Source organism: Flavonifractor sp. An112 (assembly GCF_002161085.1).
GTDB classification, from domain to species: Bacteria; Bacillota; Clostridia; order Oscillospirales; family Oscillospiraceae; genus Flavonifractor; species Flavonifractor avicola.
The window spans coordinates 45,125-67,932 of record NZ_NFLU01000004.1 but is presented as its reverse complement, the minus strand read 5'-3'; the positions used below and the strand labels follow the sequence as shown (position 1 = coordinate 67,932).

Here is a 22,808-nt window from a genome sequence, read left to right as displayed (position 1 = left end):
GGGTGCGCCCCTACGTTATACTTTCCGCAAGACCTCCAGGATCTCGCCGATGAAGATACGGTGATAATCCTTTTCGGGGTACCACTTGCTGTCGATCTCCCTGTCCAGGAAGTGGGTGGGGTCCATGTCCTGCCAGTAGGCCTTCTTGCACACCAGCACCAGGTCGGCCTCCTCAAAGTAGGGGGCGCCCTCCGCCGTGGCAACCGTGAAGCCGCACTCCTTCACCTTATCCATATCCCGGCCGCTCTTGGAACCGCACAGGGCCAGAGCCTTCCGGTACTCCTCTCCAAAGAAGCACAGGGTAAAGGTGTCCTCCCGCTCCACAAACTCCAGGGTGTACCGCTGGGGCCGGATGTAGACCATAGCTACCGGCTTGCCCCACAGCACCCCCAGGCCGCCCCAGCTGGCGGTCATGGTGTTGCACTGGTCCTTGGTTCCGGCGGTAATGAGCATCCACTGATCCCCGATGAGGGAAAAGACGTTTTGATCCAACGCCTTGGGGTCGATCTTTTCAAACATAGCGCACACCTCCTGTTGTCTCTGCTCTATTATATGTGTCTTTTCGAAAAAAAGAAAGGTGCTAATAGGAGTAAAAAAGGGCCCGTACCGAAACCGGTACGGGCCCTTGTATACGGACTTACTTCTTGTCCAGGCCGAACTTCTTGTTGAAGCGGCTGACACGTCCGCCAGTATCCACCATCTTCTGCTTGCCAGTAAAGAAGGGGTGACACTTGGAGCAAACTTCCACGCGGATGTCCTTCTTGGTAGAGCCGGTCTCGATCACATTACCACAGGCACACTTGATGGTGGTCTGCTCGTAGTTGGGATGGATGCCTTCCTTCATTGTTGTGTTCACCTCTTTCTCGTTCCGGATGAAGCGGCGCAGCAAACCTCCACGCCTTATAAACGCTAGAATATAATAGCACAAAGCCTGGTGGATTGCAACAGTTTTTTTCAGAAATTTTCAAATTGCTACAGATCCACACTCTGGTTCAACGCAAAGAACCACAGCACCCGGCGGATCACCTGTTTTCCAGTGATTTCCGCCAGAGCCCGGCTGTATGCCTCCAGCTGGGGGCGGTAATGCTCTGCACGTTCCGCCACAGTGCGCTTGGTCACCCGGTCGGTCTTGAAGTCCACCACCGTGATGCCCTCCAGAGTCTCATAGTAGCAGTCCACCACGCCCTGGAAAAGCACCTGCTCCCCCTCCCCCGCCTGGGGATAGTAGCGGCTGGCAGGTTCCAGAATGGAAAACTTGAACTCCCGCCGCAGGGAGACAGAGGAGAGCAGCTCCTGCCCCAGGTCCGACCGGAAGAAGGCAGCGATGGGGGCAGGGTCCACCGCTTCCCCCTGCTGGGGGGTGATGTACTGCTGTTCCACCAGGCGGGCTATCTCCGCCCGCACCCCTTCCACCGTCTCGGACCGCTCAAAGTCGATGTACTGGAGCACCTGATGAAGGGCGGTGCCCCGCTGGGCGGCGGTAAGGCCCATCTCCTCGGCGGCAAACCGGGGCCGTCCAAAGCTGAGAGGTCTGGCAGGCCGTGGGGCCTCCTCCGCCGCCTCCTCGTCCAAAGCCCTGCCCTTCAGCTGAGTAGCGGTAAGCTTGGAGGGAATAGCCACCTCCGCCTCATGGGGATAGGTCCAGCGCAGCAGGTCGGTCAGATCCTCCCCACCTTCTTCCTCTTCCTGCTCCCGCTGCGGAGCTATCCAGCGGTGAGGCGGCATCTGCGCCAAGGGCGTTCCATCCACAAATCGGATGTCCCACGCCGGACCAAAGGAGGTATCCAAGACCACCTCGTCCTGTCCTGCCGCCCGGCGGAGGGCTCCCGCCTCAGGGCGGCACAGAGCATGGAGCAGCACCCACTGGCCCACACTCTGGCAGGCCAGCAGTACCTGGGGGTCCACCGGATCACCTGCGTCCCCTGCCAGCTTCTCCAGATCCTTCCCCCCTCCGGTGAGGGCCACCGACAGGATCAGCTTCTCTTTGGCACGGGTCATAGCCACATAGAGAAGCCGCAGCTCCTCCGCCATCATCTCCCGCTCCAGCTGGCGGGCAACCGCCATCCGGGCCAGAGTGGGATATTCGATGCCCCGCTCCACGTCCAGACCCTTGGGGCCCACACCCAGCTTGGGGTGGAACAGAATTGGGCGGCTCATGTCCTCCCGGTTGAGCCGCCGGGCCAGACCGCACAGCAGCACCACCGGGAACTCCAGACCTTTGGATTTATGGATACTCATAATCCGCACTCCGCCGCCGGTGCGGCCGGGGGTGGGAGGCATCAGGGTGTTTCCGTTCTCCCTCAGCCGGGTCAGGTAGGTGAGGAACCGGAACAGGCCCTTGTGGCCCGCCCCCTCGAACTGCCGGGCCAGCTCGGCCAGGGCCAGCAGGTTGCCCTGCCGGGTCTCTCCCTCCTCCATGGCGCCGAAGATACCCAGCAAATTGGTGCGGTCATAGATGTGCCACAGCAGCTGGTGACTGCTCATGTCCTCTGACCCAAACCGCAGGTCGTCCAGCTCGGCCAGGAAGGCCTTACTGTCCTCCCCGTCGTCAGCGGCCAAGGCAGCGTAAAAGTCGGTATCCGGGCTGGCCGCCCGAATCTGGGCCAACCGGTCGGCCGAGAAGCCGTACACCGGGGAGCGCAGTACCGAGATGAGGGGCACATCCTGCCGGGGATTGTCCACGATTTGGAGCAGAGACAGGGCCACCGAGATCTCGGTGGAGCCGAAGAAGTCTCCACCTCCCTCGGCCTCCCACAGGATATCCCGCTCCCCCAGAGCCCGGGCATAGTGGCGCAGGACCGTATTGGGAGAGCGGAGCAAAATCACGATATCGGAGGGACACACTGGCCGGGTGCCCCCCTCCCCGTCAGAGACAGGGAAGTTTTGGTCCAGCAGGTCCCGGATGCGGTGGGCAGCAAACCGGGCCTCCAGCAGGTCCCGGCTCACCTTCTCCGCGCCCTCTTCTCCATCGATATCCCCGTCCAGGGCGTCCAGCTCCACGCAGTAGGTGGAGTCCGGTTGGAAAGGGGCACCGGGGTAGAGGGCCTGGTCGTCGGAGTACTCCATCTCACCAAAGGGCACCGACATGACGGCCCGGAACAGGTCGTTGCATCCCTCCAGCACCTCGGGCCGGGAGCGGAAGTTGCGGGACAGGATGACCCGCCGCTCCTCCCCTTCTCCAGCCTCGGTGTAGGGCTTGAAAGAGCGGTACTTGCCCAGGAAGATGGTGGGGTCGGCCAGACGGAAGCGGTAGATAGACTGCTTCACGTCGCCCACCATAAACAGATTAGTCCCATCTTTGGACAGAGCGGAGAAAATGGCGTTCTGTACCTCGTTGGTGTCCTGGTACTCGTCCACCATGATCTCATCGTACCGGGTGCTCCACTGACGGGCCAGCTCGGTGGGCTGGCCGTCCTCCCCTACCAGCAGGCGTACCGCCATATGCTCCAGATCGGAGAAGTCCACCAGCCCACGCCGGGCCTTCTCGGCGGCATAGGCCTCCTCAAAGTCCCGCACCAGGGCGAACAGCCCCCGCATGGCGGGGTACACCGTCCGCAGGTCGGCTAACAGGTCGTCCCCGCTGTCGGCAAACCAGTCCTCCAGTTTTTCCAGCCGCTTTTTGCAGGCGCTGCGGATGACCTTCACCCGCTCCACGGCGGCGGGGTCATCCACCATCTTCTTCCGTCCCACTGTGGGGAAGGGAATAGGCAGCAGAGCACGGGCAGCATCCCACCCCTGGCTCGCCGCCTCCACAAACTGCTGTAAGGCCTGGGCGGTTTGGGCCACACTGCCCCCGTAATTGGCCAGCAGATTGGCGTCCCGCTCACACAGATCCCGGGCCTCCTCCATCCGCCGCCGCCAATAGGCGGCCTGCCCGGCGGCATCAGCCAGCAGCAGCTGCCCCCAGGGTGTCTGCACCGGGTCGGAGATTCCCTCCAGAGCAAAGGTCCGCTCCTGTTCCTCCAGCCAGGCTGCGGGATTGGGGTGGGCCTGGACCCGGCCCCGGATGTCCAGCACGATTTGGATCAGCCGGGCGTCGTCCCGCCCGGCTGACATGGTGTCCACCAACTGGGCAAAATCGCTGTCCATGGCCTCATACCGCCTGTCCAGCACATCGTTGAGGGCGCGGAGCATGAGGATGCCCGCCTCCCCCTCGTCGCACAGCCGGAAATCCGGGTCCAGATCCAGCAGGTGGCCGCACTCCCGCAGCAGTTGGGCGCAGAAGGCGTGGATGGTGGAGATGCCCGCCTTGTACACCAGGGTGGCCTGACGGCGCAGGTGGCCGTCGGTGGGCCGCAGAGCCAGCCGGTCGGACAACTCCTGCACAATACGGCTCCGCAGCTCGGCAGCGGCAGCCTTGGTGTAGGTGATGACCAGGAAGCGGTCTACGTCGGCCCCCTCCTCCACCCGGGCCAGCAGACGTTCTACCAGCACCCGGGTCTTACCGGAGCCCGCCGCAGCGGAGACCAGAAGGCCGCCCCCCCGGTTATCTACCGCCGCCTGTTGTTCTTCTGTCAGGGAAAAGGCCATCTGGTTTCCCCCTTTCTATGGGATCGGGTTTTATCTACGGAATATCAGTTCTCCCACTTGCGGGCGTGGGCCTCGTCCCAGATCTGGGGGTCGCCTACGCCCACCTCCTCATAGCGGTATACCGGGTTTTTGCCCGCCTTCTTCTGGTTCACATAATCTTTCAGCACCTTCAGGGCCTTGCCCCCCAGCAGCAGAATGGCCACCAGATTCACCAGTGCCATCAGGCCCATGAGCACATCAGCCAGGTCCCACACCATGGAGAAATTCATCTGGGCGCCGATGAAGATGGCCGCCACGCAGGTCAGCCGGAAGATAATCAGGCCGGTCTTGGAGTCACGAATAAATTTAAAGTTGGACTCGGTGTAGTAGTAGTTACCCACCAGGGAACTGAAAGCAAAGAGGAAAATGGAAACGGTGATGAAGATGGGGCCAAAGGAACCCACCTGGGCGTGGACCGCCGCCTGGACAAAGTTCATGCCCTCGCTGTAGGCGTCAATGGACACCCCGGACAGGAGCAGCATAAAGGCGGTGGTGGAGCAGATCACAATGGTGTCGATGAACACGGACAGCATCTGCACCAGGCCCTGCTTCACCGGATGGGACACGTCGGCGGCGGCAGCGGCGTTGGGGGCGGAGCCCATACCGGCCTCGTTGGAGTAGAGGCCCCGCTTGATGCCCTGCATGATGCAGGAGGCTCCGATACCGGCAAACATGGCCTTGGGATCGAAGGCCTGGGAGAAGATCAGGGAGATCATGTGAGGCACCTGGCCGATGTTCTTAATGGTGATAAAGAGGCCCAAAGCGATATAGATGGCGGCCATCACCGGCACGATGCCGGAGGTGATGGCACTGATGCGGCGCACGCCGCCAAAGATACACACACCGGTGAGAATGGCCAGCACCGCGCCCACCACCATGGGCCAGATGCTGTTGGAGTAATCGGGCAGATAATACTGGAGGGCAGAACCGGCGTTATAGGCCTGGAGGGCGTTGAAACCGTAAGCAAAGCAGGCGATGAGCAGCACGGCAAACACCACACCGAAGAAGCGGCTGCCCAGGGCTTTCTGGATATAGTAGGCCGGGCCGCCTACCCAGTTCTCCCCGTGCTTCTCCTTGTAGCACTGGGCCAGGGTGCTCTCAATAAAGGCGGAGGCCGCACCGATGAGGGCCAGCAGCCACATCCAGAACACCGCGCCGTAGCCGCCGATGAGGGTGGCGGCGATGATGGCGTTGGCCACACCGGCGATGTTGCCGGTACCCACCCGGGAGGCGGTGGAGATCATCAAGGCCTGGAAGGACGAGATATCCTTGCCGTCCTTTTTCTTCTCTCCCAGCACACGGATGGCCTCAGGGAACAGGCGAAACTGGACGCCCTTGGTACGGATGGTGAAGTAGAGCCCCGCGAAGATAAGCAGGGCAATCAAAATATAGGTGTAGAGGAAGTTGCTTGTGTTGCTCAAAAAGCTTCCAAAAAACGCCATAGAGTTTTAGTTCCTTTCTCTTATCTCTTAAGGAGATTTTGTGCTTGCTCGGTTGGATTTAAACACCAGGCCTTCTATAGCCTGTCCGAAACTGGAGGCAATTTTACTCTTGTTCCACAGCCGCCCAGAACTCCTCGCTCTTGACTGTGGGCAACCACCGCTTTTTATCGTTCCCCCTGCCCTCCTCAAAATGGCAGGCAGCAGCGTAGTCGCACCACTGGCAGGCATTGTGCTCCGGTCCCCGCCAGAAGGGGTCGGCGTTGATGTTGCCTGCCGCCAGTTCCTGACCGATCTCCCGCAGGATATGGTCGGTGTGCCGGGCCAGCTTGCCCAGCCGTTGGGCGGACACCAGGGCCTCGCCGGTGATCTGGCCGCTCTTGTTTACCCGGATAGGCAGGAAACGGATGGGCCCCTCCTCCGGGTCCTCCATAGCGGCCACCACGGCGGGGTCGTCCAGCACCACGCCCTTGCGGCGCAGCTCCGTGTCCACCTTCTTTTGCCGTGCCTCATCGCTCATGGCCCGGCTGCCCGCCACCACTGCGTCTCTGGCGGGCAGGTAAAGGACGCCAGCCCCTGTCACATCTTGATTGTAAAGGTCTTTTCCCTCACGCTCCAGCGTAAAAAGATAGAGCAGCATCTGAAGGCCCATTCCATGCCAAATATCTGTCAAGTCAAATGACTTGCGTCCCGTCTTGTAGTCTACAATTCGCAGGTATAGCCGTCCGTCGTGAACCCAGCCGTCCACCCGGTCCACAAAGCCGGAGATACTGACGGTGATCCCGTCCACATTCAGCTCCACCGGAGGCAAATCTTTGCCGCTGCCGAAGCCCAATTCAAAGGAGATGGGCTGGAACTGGGAGGCACGCAGCTCCTGGGCCACATTATCCACCACGGCGTATACCGACTTGCGAAGGCGGCGGAACAGATACTGGAACCGGGGGCTCTCCCCCTCCAGTCCCCCCAGCTCTTCCTGCACATATTGCTCCACCACCTGATCGGTAATGGCACGCAGTTCCTCCGATGGTACCTCCTTCACGCCCCCCCGCTCCTGGCAGGCTCTAAGGACGTGTTCCAGCACAAAGTGGATAAAGGTGCCGTACTCAGGGGCCTGGAATCCGGCGGCCCGCCGGGGCTCCGCCTTCAGTCCGTACTGCATGAAGTAGGAGAAGTGGCAGGCCTTGTACTTGTCCATTCGGGAGGCCGACATGGGCACCCGCCGCCCGTAGAGTACATCCACCGCCGGTCTTGACAGCCGCCCCCGTTCCCGGCAGGCAGCAGAGGTCATCCGCTCCACCAGGGGGGCATACTCCGGCAGAGAGGTGAGGGCTGCCGCCGCCTGGGGGAACCGTCCAGCCAGCTCCAGCGCAGGCCGTGGGGCCGCCAGGCGGAAGGAACCGTCCAGCCTTCCCTCTTCCACCCGGCGCAGATGGGGCAGCAGGGCTCTCAGCCTTGACACCAGGAAGGCAGGGCGGTGCTCTTCTCCCTGGGCCCCTGCGGCAGACCAGCTGACATAAAACCGTTCCCGAGGCAGGGCGCAGGTCTCATAGACGATGGTCATCTCCCGGTACAGCTTGTCCCCTGTCCGTGGGGCAGGCTCCAGGCCATAGGAGGCCAGCAGGCTGCGGTCATCGTCGCTGAGCAGGCCGGGAGAGGGGGACACCGCCGGGATAGCCCCGTCGTCCACCCCCAGCAGGAACACCGCCCGGTACCCCTTGTGAGCCAGCCGGGGCATTTCGCCAGCGTTCACCCGGTCCAGGGACACAGGGATGGAACCCACGTCGTACTGAGAGAGTACCAGAGAGAACAGTCTGGAGAACTCCTCCAGCTCCATGGGGGTATCCCCCAGGATCTGGGCGCACTGTTCCAGACCGCCGCACAAAATGTCCCACAGCTGGGCGTACTCCTCTGCCAGGGCGGCCTGATCCCGCTCTTGCAGTTCCTGGGTCCGCTGTGCCAGACGCTCAGGTACCCCCATAGCCTCCAACAGGCGGTAGAGAGCCATGGCCTGGCCCTTTCCTGTCTTGTCCGGCTGCTTCCGCAGCTCCTCCAGAGGGGCGGTCACCTGCCGCCGCAGGCCGTTGAGCCGGGCCAGCAGGGCGGTGTCCTCCTCGGCGAATTTGCGCCCATAGCCCTTGGGGTGGTTGGTCCAGTCCTTTTTGCCGGTCCAGGCACTTCCCTCCAGACCCCAGGTCAGGGCATAGTTTTCCAACAGATCTACATCCTCCTGACTCAAATCAGTGAGGCCGGTTTTGAGGCAGCGGAAGAGATCGTCGTACCGGTAGCCCCCGGATACGGTATCCAGTGCCGCAGTAATGAAGGTTAGGATGGGCTTTTCCAGGATGTCACTCATGCGGCTGAGAAATACCGGTACCCCGTAACGGGCAAACACCGTTTCAATGGTGGGTCCATACCCCTCCATGCTGCGGGCACACACGGCGATGTCCCGGAAGCGATAGCCCTCCTCCCGCACCAGGCGCAGGATCTCCGCCGCCGTCCACTCCACCTCGGAGTAGGGGGTGTTGGCGGTAAAGAGGGTGATTTCCCCCCCACCTTCCTCCAGAGGGGCAGGGCGGGCGGCAAACAGATTGCCTTCCAGGTGGGCCAGGGCAGCTGTCCGGCCGGTCCGGTCCCCCATCAGCACCTCCACTTGGGCGGGCACGCCCCGATCCTTGGCCAGCCGCAGCAGCTGCCGGGCAGTACGCCGGGCGGGGGAAAAGATACCGGTACCCCCCTCGTCCTCCTCCAGCTGATCGCAGGTCAGGGCCACCGTCACCGAGGCACCCTTATCCAGCAGGGCGGAAAGCACCTGCCGCTCCTGGGGGGTGAAGTCGGTGAAGGCATCCACATAGAAGTCCTTGCCCGCCGCCCACTTGGTCCGGGCCAGCAGCTCGGCCAGCCGGGTCAGCTTGTCCCGGGGATCGGCCCACCGTTGGGCAGTCAAGGCCTCATAGGCACCAAAGATGAGGGAGAGGTCGGTAAGCTTGTCCCCCTCCCCGCCTCCGGTGTCGCTGCCTGCCTCCCACAGCTGTTCGGGGCTGATGCAGCAGCTTTTCAATTCGTCCACCGTGGCCAGCAGACTGCTGAGAAAGGCGGGCTTGCGGGAGGGTCGCTGGTACACTTTGAGCTGATCGGCCACCGACTTGAGTGCGGTATACAGCAGCAGCAGCCGGCCTCCCTGATCCAGAGTGGGCGCCGCCAGACCGCCGTGGGCAGAGAACACCCGGTTAGCAAGCCGTGTGAAGGAGAGCACCTCAGCGTGGAGAGAGACCGCGTTTCCGCCAATGGCACACAGCTGCCGTTCCATGTCGTGGGAGTGCTGCTCGGGCACGATGAGAACCTGTGGCCGGGTAGCCGCCCCCATAGCGGTAAGCATGGCGTAGGTCTTGCCGGTGCCCGCCCGGCCCAACAGCAGCTTGAGCATGGTACTCCCTCCTTTTTGGTCAGTGGTGAGATTATAGCATATTTACCGCTCCCACACAATGCACCGCGCACAAAAGGGGACTGCCGCAAAGGCGGCAGTCCCCTTTTTGGTACTTTACCGAACGCCGTAAGTCTCCCACAGCGCCAGGGTATTCTGATTCATGAGCTTTTCCCCAAACAGCTCCCGGAACTGAGCCGTCTTTTGCTTCCCCTGGGCCTTCAACGCCTCCATTTTGGCAGCGATCTCACCCTGGCGGGCGATCAGGCGCTCATAGGCATTTTCAAAGGCGGCCAGACGGGCAGCGGCAGCTTCGTTCTGCTCCGACGGGATGCTCCAGCGACCGGAAGAATCCTTTTCGGTGATACGCTCCATACCTTACTGGGGATTGACGGTATAGTTGGGAGCTTCCTTGGTGATATAGATATCGTGGGGATGGGACTCCTTCAGACCGGCAGCGGTGATCTGCATGAACTGAGCCTTGGTGTGCAGCTCCTCAATGTTGTGGCAGCCGGTGTAGCCCATGCCGGCCCGCAGGCCGCCGGTGAGCTGGTAGATGGTGTCGCCGGTCAGCCCCTTGTAAGGTACGCGGCCTTCCACGCCTTCGGGCACCAGCTTCTTGTTGTTCTGCTGGAAGTAACGGTCCTTGGAGCCGCAAGCCATGGCACCCAGAGAACCCATGCCGCGGTAGACCTTGAACTGACGGCCCTGATAGACCTCGGTGTCCCCGGGGGACTCCTCACAGCCGGCCAGCAGGGAGCCCAGCATGACCACGTTGGCGCCGGCGGCCAGAGCTTTGGCGATATCGCCGGAGTACTTCACGCCGCCGTCAGCGATGATGGGAATGTCGTACTCAGCAGCCACACGGGCGGCATCATAGACAGCGGTGATCTGGGGCACGCCGATACCGGCCACCACGCGGGTGGTACAGATGGAGCCGGGGCCAATACCGATCTTCACGCAGTCGGCACCCGCCTCAATGAGGGCGCGGGTACCCTCGGCGGTAGCCACGTTGCCGGCGATCAGCTGCACGTCGGGGTAGACGGCTTTGATGCGGCGGACACAGTCCAGAATATTGTGGGAGTGGCCGTGGGCGGAATCCAGGCACAGTACATCGGCGCCGGCATCCACCAGAGCGCGCACACGATCCAGCACGTCGGAGGTGACGCCGATGGCGGCGCCCACCAGCAGGCGGCCCTTGTCGTCGCGGGCGGAGTTGGGATACACGGTGGCCTTCTCAATGTCCTTGATGGTGATGAGGCCCTTCAGGCGGTACTCGTCGTCCACGATGGGCAGCTTCTCAATCTTGTGCTTGCGGAGGATTTCCTTGGCCTCCTCCAGGGTGACGCCCTCCTTGGCGGTGACCAGGTTGTCCTTGGTCATGACGTTGTCCACCAGCTGGCTCATGTCGGTCTCAAACTTCATGTCCCGGTTGGTGATGATACCGATGAGCTTGCCGTCCTTACAGATGGGCACGCCGGAGATCCGGTACTTGGCCATCAGGGCGTCGGCCTCAGCCAGCGTATGGCCGGGAGCCAGCCAGAAGGGGTTGGTGATAACGCCGTTCTCACTGCGCTTGACCATGTCCACCTGCTCAGCCTGAGCACCGATGGACATATTCTTGTGGATGATGCCGATGCCGCCTTCACGGGCAATGGCGATGGCCATACGGTACTCGGTCACCGTGTCCATGGCAGCGCTCATCAGGGGCACATTCAGTTTGATTTTGCGGGTGAGTCTGGTGTGCAGGTCGATGTCCGCAGGCAGAACGTCGCTCTCCGCGGGGATGAGCAGCACGTCGTCAAAGGTAAGGCCCTGCTTCAGAAACTTCTGGTGCTCGTCAGTGTTGACCATAGTGCATCTCCTTTTTCTTTTTATAAAATTTTACCTATTCTACTTGATTGCAGACGCTCTGTCAAGTGGCGTCAGGGTAACCGCACCTTCAAAACGGCTTTTTCCAGCCGCATCAGCGCCCCGGACATAGCGCAGACCATCCTGCTCTCCGGTAAAGAGAGTGATGGTCTCACCCGCCATACACTCCGCCAGATAGTCCACCTGGAGGGCAGAGACGTAAAAATCCTGCCCCAGCTGATCCATTCGGATGGCATCGCAGATGAAGTCGGCATAGCGAACATTGTTCACATGACCGTTGATATCGGTATCGCTGTAGTGCATAGCCCGATGATCCGCCGCCGCCATCTCCTGGGGCAATTTGAACCGGGAGAGGCTCTTGTCCTTACACAACTCGCCCCCGTCGGTACCCTGGAACTCCTCTATCTTGCTCATACGGGCCAGGCGGTGGGTATCCGCGTCGGCCAGCACCCATACGGACACCGCTTCACCTACCGGCTTACCGTCCACAAACAGGTCAAAATCCCGGTAGCTGGAGGCGCCGCTGCCGCCCCGGTGCCAGGTGCGGATGCTGAGGGTCTCATTCCACTTCAGTGGCCGGTCCAGCCGGTACCACATCCGGGCCAGCATCCAAAACAGATTGTACTTTTCCATCATCTCCGGCCGGGAGGCATGGAGCTCGCAGGCCGCGGCCACCGCCGCCTCCTGCAAAATGCCCATCAGGCCGGAGGGCTTACAGTGGTTCCAGGGGTCTACATCCCGGGAATCAATGGGGTAGCCGCCCTCAAAATACACCGCTTACCCCTCCTTTTTGCCGCGGATGACCAGCTTTGTCTTGCAGCAGATGTCGTCAATGTCATTGTCGGTAGCCGCCGGGATACGCATGGCAGCTCCGCAGTCGGCACAGAAGAGATCGATGGAACTGTAGTTGACCTGAAGCTTCCAGCGGTGAGACCCGCAGGTGCAGGAAATGCCGTCCCGCTGGGCGATCTCCTTCAGCTCGGAGAGCACCTCGTGCATCACCAGCTCGTCCAAAAAGGCGCCTTTCTCCTCCCCTTCCGCTCGCTCCAGCTTGTCGGCAGCGGCCTCCAGCCGCTGGAGGGCGGCAAATACCGGCCCTTCTTCACCCACATAGCAGCAGTCCAGGCCGGACTGGGCGCAGGAAAAGGCCAGCACCTTCTGGTGTAAGAACGCCTGGGTGGAGCAGGTCACGGTGTGGTCCCGGCCGCAGGAGAGGCAGGGCACCGTCAATCTCACCCGATCCCCCATCATCTCCACCCGAAGGGCAGACTTGCCGCAGGGACAGGGCAGTTCATTGGCGGACGCCGCCAGTTGAAACACCGTACGCTCTACCGCCACACTCTGGTGGCAGGAAGGGCACAGATAGGCCAGGGTACGTTTGGATTGTTCTTCCATAGCGGACCTCCGTTCGGCCCGTAAGGCCGGTTGTGCCGGTGACCCGGCAATATATATGTTACATTATAACGCAAACAGGACGGATTGACCAGCCAGTCCGCCTACAAAATCCAGAGTCATATTTTGCGTACTTTTCGTTCAAAATAGTATTTGTCAGGCGGACAGCCGCCCAAGCAAACAGAGGTGAGGATATGGCAAACAAAAAACTGGGCCGGCAGACCGTGGCCCTGCAGGACCCGCCTTCGGTCATCGGCAGCGCCGCCGTGGTGGGCAAAAAAGAAGGGGAAGGTCCTCTGGCCGCCACCTTCGATCACATCAGTCAGGACGATTCCTTTGGAGAACGGAGCTGGGAAAAGGCGGAGAGTGCCATGCAGAAGCTGGCCCTGGCCGCCGCGCTCAGCAAGGCTGGCCTCAGTGTATCCGGTCTGGACTACCTGCTGGCGGGAGATCTGCTCAACCAGTGTATCGGCTCCGGCTTTGCCGTCCGGGGACAGGACGTGCCCTTCTTTGGGCTGTACGGGGCCTGCTCCACCATGGCGGAGAGTCTGTCCCTGGCCTCCATGCTGCTGGACGGGGGATACGGCACAAAGATCGCGGCCATGACCTCCTCCCACTTCTGCTCCGCCGAGCGGCAGTACCGCTCCCCCCTGGAATATGGAGGCCAGCGCACTCCTACCGCCCAGTGGACGGTGACCGGGTCGGGCTGCGTCATTCTGGCCGACCAGGGGCCGGGGCCCTATATCACCCACGTCACCACCGGCAAAGTGGTGGACAAGGGCATCAAGGACGCAGCCAATATGGGCGCCGCTATGGCGCCCGCCGCCTATTCCACGCTCTCAGCCCATTTTCAGGACACAGGCCGCAAGCCCTCCGACTATGATCTGATCGTCACCGGCGATTTGGGTCAGCTGGGCCGGGACATTGTGGCCGACTGGTTTCACCGGGATGGCATGGACCTGAAAAACTTCAATGACTGCGGTACTCTGATTTACGATCTGGAGGGGCAGGACGTCCACTGCGGTGGCTCCGGCTGCGGCTGCTCGGCAGTGGTGCTGGCAGGGATGCTCCTTAACGGTATGGCAGGAGGCCGCTGGAAACGTATCCTGTTCTGCGGCACCGGCGCTCTCCTCTCCCCCACCTCCTCCCAGCAGGGGGAGAGTATCCCCGCCATCTGCCATGCGGTGGCGCTGGACATCAGAAAGTGAGGTATATCCATGGAGATTTTCTGGACCTATGCCCGAGTCTTTCTCTGCGGCGGGACCCTCTGCCTCATCGGGCAGATTCTCATTGACAAGACCTCCCTCACCCCCGCCCGCATCCTGGTCTCCTATGTGGTGGCCGGGGTGATCCTGGGGGGCCTGGGAATCTACCCCTGGCTGGTGGAGTGGGGCGGAGCTGGGGCCACCGTGCCCCTCACCGGCTTCGGCTATCTGCTGTCCAAGGGTGTGGCGGAGGCAGTGGCAGAAAAAGGCGCACTGGGCATTCTGACCGGCGGCCTTACCGCCGCGGCGGGCGGGATCACCGCGGCGGTGCTCTTTGGCCTGCTGGGGGCGCTGCTCTTCAAATCCAGGCCAAAATCTTGACAAACCGCCTCCGTGGTGGTAAAGTATCCGCCGTGAACGAGGGCGTTCCATGAAATGAGGCCGTATTGCCTCCTTTGATGGACGCCCTCGCTTTTTGATTGTCAGGAGGGGATTGGATGACAAAGTATATTTTTGTGACCGGCGGCGTGGTTTCCGGTCTGGGCAAGGGCATTACGGCCGCTTCCCTGGGCCGGCTGCTCAAAGCCCGGGGCCTGAAGGTAGCTGCTCAGAAGCTGGACCCCTATATCAATGTGGACCCGGGTACTATGAGCCCCTATCAGCACGGCGAGGTCTTTGTAACCGAGGATGGGGCGGAGACCGACCTGGATCTGGGCCACTATGAGCGCTTTATTGACGAGGATCTGAATCAGTTCTCCAACCTGACCACCGGCCGGGTATACTCCAACGTCATCGCCAAAGAGCGCCGGGGAGAATATCTGGGCAAGACAGTTCAGGTCATCCCCCACATTACCGATGAGATCAAACGCTTTATCTACACGGTAGGCAGGAAAACAAATGCGGATGTGGTAATCACCGAGATCGGCGGCACCACCGGCGATATGGAGAGCCAGCCCTTTTTGGAGGCTATCCGTCAGGTAGGCCGGGAAGTGGGACAGGGCAACGCCCTCTACATTCATGTAACCCTGGTTCCCTATCTGAAGGCCTCCGGCGAACACAAGTCCAAGCCCACCCAGCACTCGGTCAAAGAATTGCAGGGCATGGGTATCTCTCCCGACCTCATCGTGCTGCGGTGCGACGAGCCGATTACCGGCCGCAGTATTTTTGAAAAGATTGCCGGGTTCTGCAACGTGAAGCCGGACTGCGTTATTGAAAATGTTACCCTCCCCACCCTCTATGAGGCTCCTCTGATGCTGGAGGCCGCTGGTTTTTCCTCCGTGGTGTGTCGGGAGCTGGGACTGGAGGCCCCCACACCCGACCTGGCCGAGTGGACCGCCCTGGTGGAACAGATCAAAGGTCTGCGCTCCACTGTCACCATCGGCCTGGTTGGCAAATATGTACAGCTCCACGATGCCTATCTGTCAGTAGCCGAGGCTCTCCGCCACGCCGGATATACCTTGGGAGCAAGGATCGACATTCGCTGGATCGACTCGGAGACCGTCACCGAAGAAAATTACACCCAGGTACTGGAGGATCTGGACGGCATTCTGGTGCCCGGCGGCTTTGGCGCCCGAGGCATCGAGGGCATGATCCTGGCCGCCCGGTATGCCCGGGAACACCAGGTCCCCTATCTGGGTATCTGCCTGGGGATGCAGGTGGCGGTCATCGAATTTGCCCGCCATGTGGCCGGGTTGACAGACGCCCACTCCGGTGAGTTTGAACCCAAGTGCCCCCACAAGGTCATTGACTTTATGCCCGGCCAGAGCGACGAGATTGACAAGGGCGGCACCCTGCGTCTGGGGGCCTATCCCTGCGCCGTCCAGCCCGGTACCATGCTGGCCCGCTGCTACAGCGCACCCCTGATCCGGGAACGGCACCGCCACCGCTATGAATTCAACAACCAGTTCCGGGAGATCCTCACTGAGGCCGGGCTGATCCTCAGCGGTCTTTCCCCCGACGGCCGGCTGGTAGAAGCGGTGGAACTGCCCCACAGCCCCTTCTATGTGGGCGTGCAGTACCATCCGGAGTTTAAGAGCCGCCCCAACCGGCCCCACCCCCTGTTCCACGGCTTTGTCTCCGCCGCCCTCCAACGGCATACTCAGAACTGATCGTCTCGTTTATGCAAGTTATATTATCGCTAGTTGCATAAAATTTAACTTGTCAAAGCTTCCGTTTTACAGTTATCTTTCCTAAATTCGTCTGTACCGTTAATTTCCTATTGACAAAAACAGCTGTCCACACTATACTTACACCATCAGTTGAGAACGAAGGCGTTCCAACCCGGCCAGGGTGGGAGCGCCTTCTTCTTTTTCTTTCATTATGAAAGAAGGAAAGGAGATACCTGCAATGTCGTACACCAAGGAAGATATCATCCGCATCGTCCATGAGGAGGATATTGAATTTATCCGCCTCCAGTTCACCGACATTTTCGGTCAGCTGAAGAATGTGGCCATCACCGCCTCCCAGATTGAGAAGGCGGTCAACAATCAAATCATGTTCGACGGTTCCTCCATCGAGGGTTTCGTCCGTATCGACGAGTCTGACCAGTATCTCTATCCTGATCTGAACTCCTTCGTGGTCTTCCCCTGGCGGCCCAGCCACGGCAAGGTAGCCCGTCTGATCTGCGACGTCCACAACCCCGACGGCACCCCCTTTGTGGGCGACCCCCGAGGCACCCTGAAGCGGGTCCTCCAGCGGGCAAAGGACATGGGCTACGATGCCTTTAACGTAGGCCCCGAGGCCGAGTTCTTCCTGTTCCAGACCGACGACGAGGGGCGTCCTACCACCAAGACCAACGATGAGGCGGGCTACTTCGATCTGGGCCCCCTGGATCACGGCGAGGGCACCCGCCGGGAGATCTGTATGGCCCTGGAGCAGATGGGCTTCGAGATCGAGGCCAGCCACCACGAAGTGGCCGCAGGTCAGCACGAGATCGACTTCAAGTACGAGGAAGCCCTTCACGCTGCCGACAACATCATGACCTTCAAGCTGGCGGTCAAGACCCTGGCCCAGAAGAACGGCCTTCACGCCACCTTTATGCCAAAGCCCATCTTCGGCATCAACGGCTCGGGAATGCACACCAATATGTCCCTGTTCCGGGGCGGCAAGAACGCATTCTACGATCCCAGTGACGAGCGGGGCCTGTCCAAGGAAGCCTACTCCTTCATCGCCGGTCTGCTGGCCCACGTGAAGGGCATGGCCGCCGTGACCAACCCTCTGGTCAACTCTTACAAGCGTCTGGTGCCCGGCTACGAGGCTCCCTGCTACCTGGCCTGGTCCGCCTCCAACCGCTCCGCCCTCATCCGCATCCCCGCCTCCCGCGGCCAGTCCACCCGTGTGGAGCTCCGCTCCCCCGACCCGGCCTGCAACCCCTACCTGGAGTTGGCCGTCTGCCTGGCCGCCGGTCTGGACGGCATCGAGAAGGGCATGGTTCCCCCGGCGGAGGTCACTGAGAACATCTTTGTGATGGATCAGGCCACCCGCGAGGCCCACGGCATCGACTCCCTGCCCGGCTCCCTGGAGGAGGCCATCCAGGCTATGAAGGCCGACTCCCTCATTATGGACACTCTGGGCGAGCACATTACCAGCAACTATCTGGCCGGCAAGGAAGCCGAATGGGATGAGTACCGCACCCGTGTATCCTCCTGGGAGCGGGAGAAGTACATCATCAACTATTGATTTCTCAGCAACACCCTCCTCACAGTTGGGAGTGATGATCCATGGAACAGGTGATCGTTGCCTTTGAAAATACCAAAAGCGCAAGCCGCATCAAGGAGATCCTGGAGACCTCAGGCACGGCCTCCTGTATTCTCTGCAAGACTGCCGACCAGGTCCGCCGCACGGCAAATAAACTCCACATCACCGCAGTGATCTGCGGCTTCAAGCTGGCTGATCAGAGCGTGGAGGCTCTGGCAGGCGATCTGCCCTCCTCCTGTGCCGTCCTGGTTCTGGCCTCCCAGAACCTGCTGGACCTGCTGCAGAACGACGATCTCTTCCAGCTGCCCGCCCCGGTATCCAAAGGGGACCTGACCGCATCGGTGCGGATGCTTCTCCAGATGGGGCGGCGGCTGGAGCGGGCCCTGCGGCCCCGCCGCTCCCCGGAGGAGCTGGAAGTCATTCAGCAGGCCAAGGCCCTGCTGATGGACCGCAACGGCATGACAGAAGAGCAGGCCCACCGCTTTTTACAGAAGTCCAGTATGGACAACGGTACAAAATTGCTTCAGACTGCCCAAATGGTACTGGACAGCGCAGAATAGGGCAAACTAAACAGGACGAGACAATGCAGTCTCACGGCGGCAGTCGGGGACGTACTGCCGCCGTTTTTTACTACCGTCCCACTGCCCAAACTCACCCGGAAAGGGGAATGAACCATGAAAACAGAAGGCTATCCGCCCCGGGGACTCTATCACCCCGCCTTTGAACACGACAGCTGCGGTATTGGGGCCGTGGTGGACATCCAGGGCAAACCCAGCCACCAGACAGTGGACGACGCACTGAAAATTGTGGAGAAGCTGGAACACCGTGCTGGCAAGGACGCCGAAGGCAAGACCGGCGACGGCGTGGGCATTTTGGTCCAGATCTCCCACCGCTTTTTCTCCAAGGCTGCCCAGGCAGCAGGCATCCAGCTGCCCGGTCCCCGGGATTACGGCGTTGGTATGTTTTTCTTCCCCCAGGATACCCTGAAGCGGGGGCAGGCCAGAAAGATGTTCGAGGTCATCGCCGAGAAGGAGGGCCTCACCTTCCTGGGCTGGCGGGACGTACCGGTGTGCCCCGAGATCCTGGGGCAAAAGGCCCGGGACAAGATGCCTGTCATCCAGCAGGCCTTTGTGGCCCGCCCGACAGACACTGAACAGGGCCTGCCTTTCGACCGGAAGCTCTATATCGCCCGCCGGGTGTTTGAGCAGTCCAACGACAACACCTATGTGCCCTCCCTGTCCAGCCGCACCATTGTTTATAAAGGAATGTTCCTGGTGGACCAGCTGCGGAAGTTCTATCCCGACCTGCAGAGCAAGGACTACCAGTCCGCCATTGCCCTGGTTCACTCCCGATTCTCCACCAACACCAATCCCTCCTGGGAGCGGGCCCACCCCAACCGGCTCATGGCCCACAACGGCGAAATCAACACCATTCGCGGCAACGTGGACCGGATGCTGGCCCGGGAGGAGACTATGTCCTCTCCCCTGCTGGATGATCAGATGGACAAGGTGCTGCCGGTGGTCAATGTCAACGGCTCCGACTCCGCCATGCTGGACAACACCCTGGAGTTCCTCATGATGGCGGGCATGGACCTGCCTCTGGCCGTTATGGCCTGTATCCCGGAGCCCTGGATGGAGGACAAGGCCATCTCCCGGTCCAAGCGGGATCTGTACCAATATTACGCCACCCTGATGGAGCCCTGGGACGGCCCGGCCTCCATCCTCTTCTCCGACGGCGACGTGGTAGGGGCGGTGCTGGACCGCAACGGCCTGCGGCCTTCCCGGTATTATGTCACCCGGGACAGGCGGCTCATCCTCTCCTCCGAGGTGGGCGTACTGGATATCCCGGCGGAGCAGATCGTGGAGAAATCCCGGCTCCAGCCCGGTCGGATGCTGCTGGTGGACACCACCCAGGGCCGCATCATCGGCGACGACGAGCTGAAGGAATCCTATGCCGCCCGGCAGCCCTACGGCGAGTGGCTAGACCGCAACCTGCTTCATTTAAAGGATCTGCCCATTCCCAACCGCCGAGTAGAGCGCCACACCAGAGAAGGGCTTCACCGCCTCCAGAAGGCCTTTGGCTACACCTATGAGGATGTGCGCAACACCATCCTCCCCATGGCCCGCACCGGTGCCGAGCCTACTGCCGCCATGGGCACCGACATTCCTCTGGCGGTGCTGGACCACAAGGATCAGCCCCTGTTCAGCTACTTCAAGCAGCTCTTTGCCCAGGTGACCAACCCGCCTATCGACGCCATTCGTGAGGAGATCGTCACCGACACCACTGTCTATGTGGGCGACGACGGCAATCTGCTCTCTGAAACGGCGGATAACTGCCGGGTACTTCAGATCCACAACCCCATCCTCACCTCCACCGATATGATGAAAATCAAGGCCATGAACCAGCCCGGCTTCCAGGTGGAAACGGTGTCCATTCTCTACTATAAGAACACCCCCTTGGACCGAGCCCTGGACCATCTGGCGCTGGCAGTGGACCGCGCCTGGCGAAAGGGCGCCAACATCATTATTCTCTCCGACCGGGGTGTGGATGAGAACCATGTGGCCATCCCCTCCCTGCTGGCAGTATCCGCCATGGAGCAGCACCTGATCCGCACCAAAAAGCGCACCGCCGTCTCCATCCTGCTGGAGTCCGCCGAGCCCCGGGATGTCCACCACTTCGCCACCCTGCTGGGTTACGGCGCCCGTGCCATCAACCCCTACCTGGCTGAGGAAACCATCGTGGAGCTCATCGAGGAGGGTCTGCTGGACAAGGACTACCACACCGCCGTGGCCGACTACAACGCCGCCATTCTCCACGGCATCGTAAAGATCGCCTCCAAGATGGGCATTTCCACCCTCCAGTCCTATCAATCCGCCCAGATCTTTGAGGCCATCGGCATCAACAAGACGGTCATTGACAAATACTTCACCAATACCGTCTCCCGGGTGGGCGGCATCGGCCTGACCGAGATCGCCGCCATGGTGGACCGCAACCACTCCAAGGCCTATGACCCGCTGGGGCTGGGGGCCGATCCTACCCTGGACTCTCTGGGCGCCCACAAGGCCCGGTCCGGCGGTGAGGACCATATGTACAATCCCCAGACCATCCACCTGCTCCAGCAGGCCACCCGCCGGGGGGACTACGATCTGTTCAAGCAATACACCGCCCAGGTGGACGACGAAACCAGTCCCCACACCCTCCGCGGCCTGCTGGACATGAAGTACGCCGACACTCCCCTGCCCCTGGACCAGGTGGAGAGTGTGGACTCCATTGTCAAGCGCTTCAAGACCGGCGCCATGAGCTACGGCTCCATCTCCCGGGAAGCCCACGAGTGTCTGGCCCAGGCCATGAATCTGCTGGGCGGCAAATCCAATTCCGGTGAGGGCGGCGAGGAACCCGACCGGCTGAAAGATCCCGCCCGCAACTCCGCCATCAAGCAGGTGGCTTCCGGCCGATTCGGCGTCACCAGTGAATATCTGGTATCCGCCAAGGAGATCCAGATCAAGATGGCGCAGGGCGCCAAGCCCGGTGAGGGCGGCCATCTGCCTGCAGGTAAGGTATATCCCTGGATTGCCCGGTGCCGTCACTCCACCCCCGGCGTCACCCTGATTTCTCCCCCGCCCCACCACGACATCTACTCCATTGAGGACCTGGCCCAGCTGATCTACGACCTGAAGTGCGCCAACCGTCAGGCCCGCATCTCGGTGAAGCTGGTCAGCGAGGCAGGCGTGGGCACCATCGCCGCCGGCGTGGCCAAGGCCGGCGCTCAGGTGGTACTGGTGTCCGGCTATGACGGCGGCACCGGCGCCGCCCCCCGCACCTCCATCCACAACGCCGGTCTGCCCTGGGAGCTGGGCCTGGCGGAAACCCATCAGACCCTGATCCAGAACGGACTGCGGTCCCGGGTGGTGGTGGAGACCGACGGCAAGCTGATGAGCGGCCGGGATGTGGCCATTGCCTGTATGCTGGGCGCCGAGGAGTTCGGCTTTGCCACCGCCCCCCTGGTGACCATGGGGTGCGTCATGATGCGGGTGTGCAATCTGGACACCTGCCCTGTGGGCGTTGCCACCCAAAACCCTGAGCTGCGTAAGCGCTTTGCCGGCAAGCCGGAATATGTGGTCAACTTTATGCGCTTCATCGCCCAGGAACTGCGGGAGCATATGGCCAAGCTGGGTGTGCACACCGTGGAGGAGCTGGTGGGCCGCACCGACCTTCTGGCCGTCCGCACCCCGGCAGTCAATGACCGGGCCGCCACGGTGGACCTGTCCGCCATTCTGGACAACCCCTATGTAGGCGCGGAAAAGGCCCACTTCGATCCCGCCGACGTCTACGACTTCCATCTGGAGGACACCGTGGACCTGAAGGTGCTGGAGCGCAGACTGGGCAGCGCCCTGGCCCAGGGCGCTCCCAAGCGTCTGGAAGTGGCGGTCTCCTCCACCGACCGGGCGGTGGGCACCATTCTGGGCTCCGACATTACCCGTCTCCACGGCGACAGCCTGCCCGGCGGCACCTTTACGGTCAAGTGCACCGGCGGCGGCGGCCAGTCCTTCGGCGCTTTCCTGCCCAAGGGCCTGACTCTGGAGCTGGAGGGCGACGCCAACGACTACCTGGGCAAGGGCCTCTCCGGCGGCCGTCTGGTGGTCTATCCCCCCAAGGACAGCACCTTTGATCCCGCGAAAAACATCCTGGTAGGCAACGTAGCCCTCTACGGCGCCACCAGCGGCCAGGCCTACCTGAACGGCGTGGCGGGCGAGCGTTTCTGTGTCCGCAACTCGGGCGCCACCGCCGTGGTGGAGGGCGTGGGCGACCACGGCTGCGAGTATATGACCGGCGGCCGGGTGGTGGTGCTGGGTCCCACCGGCAAGAACTTTGCCGCCGGTATGAGCGGCGGCGTGGCCTATGTACTGGATGAGCACCGGGACCTGTACCTGCGGCTCAACAAGGCTCTGGTATCCATGGAGCCGGTCACGGAGAAGCACGACGCCGCCGAGCTGCGGGAGCTGATCCAGGCCCACGCCGACGCCACCGGCTCGGCCAAGGCAAGCTGTATTTTGGCTCACTTTGAGGATTATCTGCCTCTGTTCAAGAAGATCCTGCCCCACGACTACGACCGGATGCTGCGTACCATCGCCCAGTATGAGGAGAAGGGCATGAGCCGGGAGGAGGCCCAGGTAGAGGCCTTCTACGTCAACACCCACCAGAAGGGGGAATAAC

At 61.5% G+C, this 22,808-nt stretch carries 15 protein-coding genes; 6 read left to right on the top strand and 9 right to left on the bottom strand.

Going from position 1 to position 22,808, the window contains the following annotated elements; genetic code table 11:
* Nucleotides 1-15: 15 nt before the first annotated feature.
* The 9 genes from B5E56_RS04790 to B5E56_RS04750 all read right to left on the bottom strand — a co-directional run bounded on the left by B5E56_RS04790 (nt 16) and on the right by B5E56_RS04750 (nt 12,696).
* Nucleotides 16-519, bottom strand: a complete 504-nt coding sequence (locus B5E56_RS04790; RefSeq protein ID WP_087388861.1) for a flavin reductase family protein — start codon at nt 517-519, stop codon at nt 16-18.
* A gap of 118 nt (nt 520-637) precedes the next feature.
* Nucleotides 638-844, bottom strand: coding sequence for a 50S ribosomal protein L31 (rpmE, locus tag B5E56_RS04785; RefSeq protein WP_007489589.1), 207 nt, complete (start codon nt 842-844; stop codon nt 638-640).
* 128 nt (nt 845-972) lie between these two features.
* A complete protein-coding gene (addA, locus tag B5E56_RS04780; RefSeq protein ID WP_087388860.1) occupies nt 973-4,530 on the bottom strand; it encodes a helicase-exonuclease AddAB subunit AddA in 3,558 nt (1,185 codons plus the stop codon).
* A 44-nt stretch (nt 4,531-4,574) separates the two neighbouring features.
* Nucleotides 4,575-5,990 (bottom strand): alanine/glycine:cation symporter family protein, encoded by a 1,416-nt coding sequence (locus tag B5E56_RS04775; RefSeq protein WP_343214225.1) that lies wholly within the window; start codon nt 5,988-5,990, stop codon nt 4,575-4,577.
* 124 nt (nt 5,991-6,114) lie between these two features.
* Nucleotides 6,115-9,432 (bottom strand): PD-(D/E)XK nuclease family protein, encoded by a 3,318-nt coding sequence (locus tag B5E56_RS04770; RefSeq protein WP_087388858.1) that lies wholly within the window; start codon nt 9,430-9,432, stop codon nt 6,115-6,117.
* A 114-nt stretch (nt 9,433-9,546) separates the two neighbouring features.
* On the bottom strand, nt 9,547-9,804 hold the full coding sequence (locus tag B5E56_RS04765) for a hypothetical protein (RefSeq protein WP_087328190.1): 258 nt from the start codon (nt 9,802-9,804) through the stop codon (nt 9,547-9,549).
* Between the two features lie 3 nt (nt 9,805-9,807).
* Nucleotides 9,808-11,283, bottom strand: coding sequence for an IMP dehydrogenase (gene guaB, locus B5E56_RS04760; protein WP_087187407.1), 1,476 nt, complete (start codon nt 11,281-11,283; stop codon nt 9,808-9,810).
* A 39-nt stretch (nt 11,284-11,322) separates the two neighbouring features.
* Complete coding sequence (locus tag B5E56_RS04755) at nt 11,323-12,075, bottom strand: acyl-[acyl-carrier-protein] thioesterase (RefSeq protein WP_087388857.1); 753 nt, start codon at nt 12,073-12,075, stop codon at nt 11,323-11,325.
* A gap of 3 nt (nt 12,076-12,078) precedes the next feature.
* Nucleotides 12,079-12,696, bottom strand: coding sequence for a hypothetical protein (locus B5E56_RS04750; RefSeq protein ID WP_087266333.1), 618 nt, complete (start codon nt 12,694-12,696; stop codon nt 12,079-12,081).
* A gap of 191 nt (nt 12,697-12,887) precedes the next feature.
* Here B5E56_RS04750 and spoVAD point away from each other — a divergent pair, with 191 nt between their 5' ends.
* The 6 genes from spoVAD to gltB all read left to right on the top strand — a co-directional run bounded on the left by spoVAD (nt 12,888) and on the right by gltB (nt 22,807).
* Nucleotides 12,888-13,901 carry a stage V sporulation protein AD gene (spoVAD, locus tag B5E56_RS04745; RefSeq protein WP_087388856.1) on the top strand — a complete coding sequence of 338 codons (1,014 nt, stop codon included), beginning with the start codon at nt 12,888-12,890 and terminating at the stop codon, nt 13,899-13,901.
* Between the two features lie 9 nt (nt 13,902-13,910).
* Nucleotides 13,911-14,279 (top strand): stage V sporulation protein AE, encoded by a 369-nt coding sequence (gene spoVAE, locus B5E56_RS04740; RefSeq protein ID WP_087388855.1) that lies wholly within the window; start codon nt 13,911-13,913, stop codon nt 14,277-14,279.
* Between the two features lie 116 nt (nt 14,280-14,395).
* Nucleotides 14,396-16,006: a CTP synthase gene (locus B5E56_RS04735; RefSeq protein WP_087388854.1), complete on the top strand. Its 1,611-nt coding sequence runs from the start codon at nt 14,396-14,398 to the stop codon at nt 16,004-16,006.
* 238 nt (nt 16,007-16,244) lie between these two features.
* Nucleotides 16,245-17,576: a type I glutamate--ammonia ligase gene (gene glnA / locus B5E56_RS04730; protein WP_087187412.1), complete on the top strand. Its 1,332-nt coding sequence runs from the start codon at nt 16,245-16,247 to the stop codon at nt 17,574-17,576.
* Between the two features lie 41 nt (nt 17,577-17,617).
* Nucleotides 17,618-18,154, top strand: a complete 537-nt coding sequence (locus B5E56_RS04725; RefSeq protein ID WP_087187413.1) for an ANTAR domain-containing response regulator — start codon at nt 17,618-17,620, stop codon at nt 18,152-18,154.
* Between the two features lie 114 nt (nt 18,155-18,268).
* Complete coding sequence (gene gltB, locus B5E56_RS04720; RefSeq protein WP_087388853.1) at nt 18,269-22,807, top strand: glutamate synthase large subunit; 4,539 nt, start codon at nt 18,269-18,271, stop codon at nt 22,805-22,807.
* The last annotated feature ends 1 nt before the right edge of the window (nt 22,808 follow it).

What these genes read in the sequence shown, in the direction of transcription:
- B5E56_RS04790 (WP_087388861.1), bottom strand. Translation starts at nt 519, where the DNA reads ATGTTTGAAAAGATCGACCCCAAGGCGTTGGATCAAAACGTCTTTTCC.
- rpmE (WP_007489589.1), bottom strand. Translation starts at nt 844, where the DNA reads ATGAAGGAAGGCATCCATCCCAACTACGAGCAGACCACCATCAAGTGT.
- addA (WP_087388860.1), bottom strand. Translation starts at nt 4,530, where the DNA reads ATGGCCTTTTCCCTGACAGAAGAACAACAGGCGGCGGTAGATAACCGG.
- B5E56_RS04770 (WP_087388858.1), bottom strand. Translation starts at nt 9,432, where the DNA reads ATGCTCAAGCTGCTGTTGGGCCGGGCGGGCACCGGCAAGACCTACGCC.
- B5E56_RS04765 (WP_087328190.1), bottom strand. Translation starts at nt 9,804, where the DNA reads ATGGAGCGTATCACCGAAAAGGATTCTTCCGGTCGCTGGAGCATCCCG.
- guaB (WP_087187407.1), bottom strand. Translation starts at nt 11,283, where the DNA reads ATGGTCAACACTGACGAGCACCAGAAGTTTCTGAAGCAGGGCCTTACC.
- B5E56_RS04750 (WP_087266333.1), bottom strand. Translation starts at nt 12,696, where the DNA reads ATGGAAGAACAATCCAAACGTACCCTGGCCTATCTGTGCCCTTCCTGC.
- spoVAD (WP_087388856.1), top strand. Translation starts at nt 12,888, where the DNA reads ATGGCAAACAAAAAACTGGGCCGGCAGACCGTGGCCCTGCAGGACCCG.
- spoVAE (WP_087388855.1), top strand. Translation starts at nt 13,911, where the DNA reads ATGGAGATTTTCTGGACCTATGCCCGAGTCTTTCTCTGCGGCGGGACC.
- B5E56_RS04735 (WP_087388854.1), top strand. Translation starts at nt 14,396, where the DNA reads ATGACAAAGTATATTTTTGTGACCGGCGGCGTGGTTTCCGGTCTGGGC.
- glnA (WP_087187412.1), top strand. Translation starts at nt 16,245, where the DNA reads ATGTCGTACACCAAGGAAGATATCATCCGCATCGTCCATGAGGAGGAT.
- B5E56_RS04725 (WP_087187413.1), top strand. Translation starts at nt 17,618, where the DNA reads ATGGAACAGGTGATCGTTGCCTTTGAAAATACCAAAAGCGCAAGCCGC.
- gltB (WP_087388853.1), top strand. Translation starts at nt 18,269, where the DNA reads ATGAAAACAGAAGGCTATCCGCCCCGGGGACTCTATCACCCCGCCTTT.